7 protein-coding genes and 1 tRNA gene are annotated in these 5,477 nt (G+C 70.6%); 7 read left to right on the top strand and 1 reads right to left on the bottom strand.

Features of this window, described 5'->3' with window-relative positions; genetic code table 11:
• The 3 genes from SACSA_RS23500 to SACSA_RS0117000 all read left to right on the top strand — a co-directional run.
• On the top strand, positions 1-295 hold a 295-nt coding region (locus SACSA_RS23500; RefSeq protein ID WP_048876919.1), incomplete at its 5' end, for a nucleotide-binding domain containing protein.
• A complete protein-coding gene (gene pdxA, locus SACSA_RS0117005; protein WP_028661967.1) occupies positions 292-1,311 on the top strand; it encodes a 4-hydroxythreonine-4-phosphate dehydrogenase PdxA in 1,020 nt (339 codons plus the stop codon). The genes SACSA_RS23500 and pdxA, both read left to right, overlap by 4 nt.
• Before the next feature lie 16 nt (positions 1,312-1,327).
• Positions 1,328-2,125 (top strand): DeoR/GlpR family DNA-binding transcription regulator, encoded by a 798-nt coding sequence (locus SACSA_RS0117000; protein WP_019818946.1) that lies wholly within the window; start codon positions 1,328-1,330, stop codon positions 2,123-2,125.
• A gap of 251 nt (positions 2,126-2,376) precedes the next feature.
• On the opposite strand, the gene SACSA_RS0116995 is transcribed toward SACSA_RS0117000, so the two are convergent.
• Positions 2,377-2,452 (bottom strand) — tRNA-Lys (locus tag SACSA_RS0116995).
• Between the two features lie 189 nt (positions 2,453-2,641).
• Between SACSA_RS0116995 and SACSA_RS0116990 the strand changes: the two genes are divergently transcribed.
• The 4 genes from SACSA_RS0116990 to SACSA_RS25370 all read left to right on the top strand — a co-directional run.
• Positions 2,642-2,992 carry a hypothetical protein gene (locus tag SACSA_RS0116990; protein ID WP_019818945.1) on the top strand — a complete coding sequence of 117 codons (351 nt, stop codon included), beginning with the start codon at positions 2,642-2,644 and terminating at the stop codon, positions 2,990-2,992.
• Between the two features lie 7 nt (positions 2,993-2,999).
• Entirely contained in the window at positions 3,000-4,064 is a 1,065-nt protein-coding gene (locus SACSA_RS0116985) for a hypothetical protein (RefSeq protein ID WP_019818944.1), read from the top strand.
• 520 nt (positions 4,065-4,584) lie between these two features.
• Positions 4,585-5,208, top strand: a complete 624-nt coding sequence (locus SACSA_RS0116980; protein ID WP_019818943.1) for an NADPH-dependent FMN reductase — start codon at positions 4,585-4,587, stop codon at positions 5,206-5,208.
• A gap of 77 nt (positions 5,209-5,285) precedes the next feature.
• On the top strand, positions 5,286-5,477 hold a 192-nt coding region (locus tag SACSA_RS25370), incomplete at its 3' end, for an ATP-binding protein (protein ID WP_028661966.1).

The raw sequence follows: 5,477 nt of genomic DNA, 5'->3' as shown, positions 1-5,477 counted from the left end.
CGCGCGCGAGCTCGTCGACGGGCTCGCCACCACCGTCGCGCGGGTGGTCGCGCGTGCCGAGAGGCCGGTGGACCTCGTCCTCACCGGCGGCGAGACGGCGCGGAGCGTGCTCGACGCGCTCGACGTCGCCGACCTCGTGCCGGTCGCACGCATTCACCACGGTGCCGTGCACAGCCGCACCCCGGACGGCACCGCCGTGGTCACCAGGCCCGGCAGCTTCGGGGACACGGACAGCCTGGTTCGCATCGTCGAACACCTGCGGGCCAGCACACTCGACGGAAGGTTGAACACGTGAGCAGCGCACCCACCTCACCCGTGATCGCCGTGACGATGGGCGACGGCGCGGGCATCGGCCCGGAGGTCACCGTCGGCGCACTGGTCGACGAGGCCACCACCGCGCGCTGCCTGCCGGTCGTCGTCGGCGACGCCGGACGGCTGCGCCGGGCCCGCGACATTCTCGGGCTGCGCACCGAGATCGTGACGATCGACTCCGTCGCGGACGCGGTGTCGGCCCCCGGCCGGATCAATGTCATCGACCCGGGCCCGCTGCCCGATGACCTGCCGTGGGGCGCGGTCTCCCCGGTGGCGGGCGAGGCCGCCTACCAGTACGTGCGCATCGCCTGTGAGCTGGCCGTCTCCGGTGCCGTGCGGGGCATCTGCACCGCACCGCTGAACAAGGAGGCGCTGCACGCCGCCGGGCACCCCTACCCCGGGCACACCGAACTGCTCGCCCACCTCACCGGCACCGACGAGGTGTCGATGATGCTGGCCACGCCCACGGTGAAGGTCATCCACGTGACCACCCACATCGGCCTGATCGACGCCATCGCGCGGATCGAGCCCGGTCTGGTCGAACGGACCGTGCGCCGGGGGCACGCCACCATCCGTGACTCCGGGATCGCCGAGCCCCGGATCGGCGTGTGCGGCATCAACCCGCACGCGGGTGAGAACGGCTTGTTCGGCTACGGCGAGGAAGAGGAGAAGATCGTCCCGGCGCTGGAAAAGCTGCGCGCCGACGGCATCGACGCACGGGGGCCGCTGCCCGCCGACACCGCGTTCTTCCTGGCCACGCGCGGCGAGTACGACCTGATCGTGGCGATGTACCACGACCAGGGGCACGGACCGGTGAAGGTGCTCGGCATCGAGGCGGGCGTGAACGTCACGGTCGGGCTGCCGGTCATCCGGACCTCGGTCGACCACGGCACGGCCTTCGATATCGCGGGCACGGGGACCGCGAGCGCCGATAGCATGATCGAGGCCATCCGCCAGGCCGCGAAGCTCTCGGCCGAGGCCGGCGGGCCCGACACCTGAGTGGGAAGGGACGAGGATGCCCCGCGGAGCACTCCAACGCCGTGCCGCCATCCTGCGGCTGGCCGGTACCTCCGGTTTGACCAGCGTCGAGGAGCTGTCCAGGACGTTCGGGGTGACCGCATCCACGATCCGGCGCGACCTCGCGCGGTTGGAGTCGGCCGGACAGCTCGCGCGCACCTACGGCGGCGCGATGGCGCTGGACGCCCACCACGAAACGTCCCTACGGCAGCGCAGCGGGCAGGCGTTCGAGGCCAAACGCGCACTCGCGGCCTGGGCTGCCGACCAGGTCGCTGCCGGGGAGACGGTGCTGCTCGACGCGGGCACCACCACAGGGGCGCTGGCCCGCGAGCTCTCGGACAGGCGGGAGCTGACGGTGGTCACCACCGGGTTGACCGTGCTCCAGGAGCTGGTGAACGCCTCGGGCGTGCGGGTCGAATGCCTCGGCGGCACGCTGCGGCACCTCAGCCAGGGATTCGTCGGGTCGCTGACCGAGGCGGCGTTGGAGCGGCGGACGTTCGACCGCGCGTTTCTCGGTGCCGACGGGGTGACCGCCGAGCACGGCATTTGCGAGGCGGATCTGGACCAGACCCGGCTCAAGGAGCTGATGGCCCAGCGGGCCGAGCACGTCTACGTCCTCGTGCACGCGGCCAAGCTGGGCCACCGCCCGTTCCACGCCCACGCGCCACTGCGCGATGACTGGACCCTGGTGACCGACTCCGAGGCCACCCCCGACCAGCTCGCCCCCTTCCGGGAACGCGGCGTGGAGGTCGTGGTGGTGGACCCGGCGAAGGCAACACCCCGCGAGGCGGGCTGACGCCCCACCTTCGCTGTTGTCCTGTCGTCAAGGCCTCCTTTACTGCGTCTAACGCAGGTAAGGAGGCCTTGACGACACGGCAACAGGTGCGCGCGGCCGTGCTTGTCGTGATCGCGATCGCGGGTCTGCTCGGGTGAGTACTGCATCGGCGCTGGAGGACGTGCTCGGTAACTAGTCCGAGTAGTTCCCTGTGGGAAAACTGTGGGCCTGCCCTGCGCCGGTCGGTGCGACAACGGCGTGACCTGGGGTGTTGGTGGGCCGCCCGGGGCTCGAACCCGGAACCTATGGATTAAAAGTCCACAGCTCTGCCAATTGAGCTAACGGCCCGCGTGGCGAAGTCTAACGACTGGCACTTCGCCGACGCACGGCAGGCGGGGCCCGTGTCCTGAACTCTGCGTACACCCCCGCCCACGGTCGTGCGGGCGTAGCATCACCCGCACGGGTGGCGCGGCCGCCCGCTGCCGGAACCAGCGGGTGACGGCTGACACTGCACGGCGAACACTGGGGGTACGACACATGACGGGATTCGGAGTCGAGCTCGACCAGCTCCGCTCGGCCGCGGGGTACGTCGGCGACGCCGCCGAGCTCGCTGACCAGGCCGCGACCGGAGTCGGCGACTCGCAGGTCGACGCACCGTGGCCCGCGCCCGACCCGTTCGGGTGGACGGACCGCTACGGCACGGGAGAGGCCTCCCACGTCTTCGGCGACAGCGTCGGCTTCGACAGCATCGCGTGGGCCTACAGCAAGCACGTCGAGGCGATGCGGCAGCACCTGCGTGACCTCCAGGAAAGCGCCCGTTCGGGGAGCGACGCGCTGAACGCGGTCGCCGAGATCTACCAGCGCGCCGACGACGCGAACCGGATGTGACGCCACCATGACCGACGAGATCAGCGGTGTCTCGGGCGAGCTGCAGGACCGCACGACGTTGCTCGACGGCATCGACGACGAACTGCTCGACGCGGCCAACCAGGCGCTCGATGCCTGCGACCTCCTCAAAGGCGACGGGTTCTCCGAGCTCTGGTGGCACGAATCCATCGAGGAGGCCAAGCCGCGGGTAATGCGGCCGTTCAAGGTGCTGTCCGGGCACGACGTCCAGGGCATGACGGAGCTCATCGACGGCTACGAGAGCGTACTCGCGCGCTTCACCCCGAACATGGCTGCCGACGACCCGGAGGAACTGCCCGAGCTGCGGCGCGCCTACGACCTGCTGGACGGCACCTGGGAGGGCCAGGGCGCGGAGGCGGCGACCCTCTACGTCGCCAAGTTGCAGCAGGCGTTCCAGGGCAGCGCGTTGTTGATCAGCGAACTCGCGGGCGGCGTGATCTCCGCGCGAGAGGCCATCGCCACCGCGCGCCAGGACCTCGTGGAGCTGGCCGACTCCTTCCACCGCTCGGCAGAGCAGTTCCGGGAAAGCGAGGAGAGTTCCAGTCCCGCGTGGGGCCGGATGCTCGCCTGGGCGACGGCCGGGGTGGTCGTCGGCCTGGTCACCGGGGGGCTCGGCGGCGTGGTCGCCGCCACCGGAGGCATGGCGGGCTCACTCATCGCGGGGGAGGTGGCCAAGGCGGACGCGGGCACGGTCGGCGGTTCCAACCCGGGCGAGGTGATCCAGTCGTTCACCGACACCGCTGACGAGCTGTTGCGCTCGACCACCGACACCGCCGAGAAGGTGGCCGCCGAGATAAACAAACGAATCGACAAGATGTCGAACCATCCGGTGCCCCCGCCACCGGACGTCAGCCCCGGCCCGAGTTTCGACCCCGGCGACTTCCGCACCGATCAGCTCCCCGGCGACATCGCCGACGCGGTGCGTGACGCGGACGTGGACATCGACCGGCAGGGTGAGGTGCGGCCGGGCGACGAGGAGACCCGTGGCGAGATCACCGCCCGCCTCGACGGTGAACTCCCCGCGCCGGACGCCTCCGACGACGTCCGCCCCTGAGCACGGGGCCGCTGTCCGGTACGCCGCAGCCCGGTACGGCGCTGTCCGGTGCGACGACGCCCGAGACGGCGCTGTCCGCCCGGCGGGTATGGCGGTACAACCGGTGTGCCGTGCGGCGAGGCCGCGTCCACCACAGCGAAAGACCCCCTCGCCGCGTCAGCCGCGGGGAAGGGGTCCTTTGGAGCGCGACGCTCGTCCGATCAGCACTTCGAGCAGCAGCCGCAGTTCGGACCGCTGCAGGAGCCGCAGCAACCACAGTTACGCATGGCAGTCTCACCATCCTTCCGGATCGTGGTGTTCGAGCCACCGCCTCACACGCTAGGTAACCGGCCTGGTGCCTCGGAACCACTGCCAGGGTGAAACATGGTCGCGTCACTACGTGACAATGCGTGCCACCGTCCCGGGCGCGAGACCGCCCTTCGCGGGCAGGCGAGCCGGTGGGCCGGGACCTCCGTCCGGTCCGCGATCCCAGTCGGTCGACAGATGCCGCCCCCGTCACCTCGTCCGTAGCGTCAGCGGCATGCCGAACACGACGACATCCCAGGTCAGTACCCATTCCGACACCTCCCACTCCGCCGTCGGCGACGTCGGGGCCCCTCGGCTCGCCGTGCTCATCGGCAGCACCCGCACCGGCCGCTTCGGGCCCGTCCCGGCCGCATGGTTCGCCGAGCGGGCACGGGCCCACGCCGCCATGCCGGTCGACCTCATCGACTTGGCCGACTACGGCCTTCCGGAGAACCTCGACGACACCCCCGACGTGGGACGGCTGGGCGACCGCCTCGCCGAGGCCGACGCGTTCGTGGTCGTCACGCCCGAGTACAACCACAGTTTCCCGGCCTCGCTGAAGACCGCGATCGACCACTACCACGAGCAGTGGCAGGCCAAGCCGGTCGCGTTCGTCTCCTACGGCGGGATGGCGGGGGGCCTGCGCGCGGTGGAGCAGCTCCGGCTGGTCTTCGCGGAGCTGCACGCCGTCACGATGCGCAACAGCCTCAGCTTCCACAACTACCCGACCGTGTTCGACGACGACGGCACGCCGTCGGAGTCCGGGGCGGACACGGCGGCCAAGCAGATGCTCGACCAGCTGCACTGGTGGGCGGTCACTCTCAAACAGGCCCGCGCCGAGCGTCCGTACTCCGGGTGACTGCACGCGGAGAACAAACACGACCTGCGAAATTCCGAGCTTGACTTCGACATTACTCGAAGTCTGATCCTGGTCCCATGCGAAGTACGGGACCCACACTCCTCGGCCGCGCCGACGAATTGTCCACTCTGGAACGGCTCGTCACCGATACCCGCGAGGGCCGCGGGGGCGCCCTCGTACTCAAGGGGGAGGCGGGCATCGGCAAGACGGCGCTGCTCGAGCGGACCGTCGCGGCCGCGGGGGCGCCCGGTCCCGGCTCCCAGCTCGGC

The sequence above is a fragment of the Saccharomonospora saliphila YIM 90502 genome, assembly GCF_000383795.1.
GTDB lineage: Bacteria > Actinomycetota > Actinomycetes > Mycobacteriales > Pseudonocardiaceae > Saccharomonospora > Saccharomonospora saliphila.
This window is presented reverse-complemented; position numbering and strand designations above follow the sequence as displayed.